Annotated in this window: 1 protein-coding gene; it reads left to right on the forward strand. The window is 38.7% G+C overall.

Annotated elements, in window-relative coordinates; all coding sequences use genetic code 11:
- Positions 1–124: 124 nt before the first annotated feature.
- A partial coding sequence (locus tag AB4585_RS29390; protein WP_372172361.1) for an ATP-binding cassette domain-containing protein occupies positions 125–310 on the forward strand: 186 nt, incomplete at its 3' end.

Raw genomic sequence — 310 nt, forward strand, 5'->3', positions numbered from 1 at the left:
ACTGTACTTATCGTAGTGGTACTACTGATCAACATGTTAACCAAGCTAATCGCTAGCCGCTTCAACAAAGCTACTTACTAATTGTTGCTAGATAGACTTTAAAGAATTTAAGAGATACTGAAAAATGAACAAATTTAATATCGAAAACCTAGATCTTTACTATGGCGACAATAAAGCGCTAAAAAGCATTAACCTACCAATCCCATTGCGCCAAGTAACGGCTCTGATTGGTCCATCAGGCTGCGGTAAATCAACGCTTTTACGTTGTCTAAACCGCATGAACGACCTGATTGAAGGTGTGAAAATCACC

The organism is Vibrio sp. 10N.222.49.C9 (assembly GCF_041474985.1).
Taxonomy (GTDB): Bacteria; Pseudomonadota; Gammaproteobacteria; order Enterobacterales; family Vibrionaceae; genus Vibrio; species Vibrio crassostreae_C.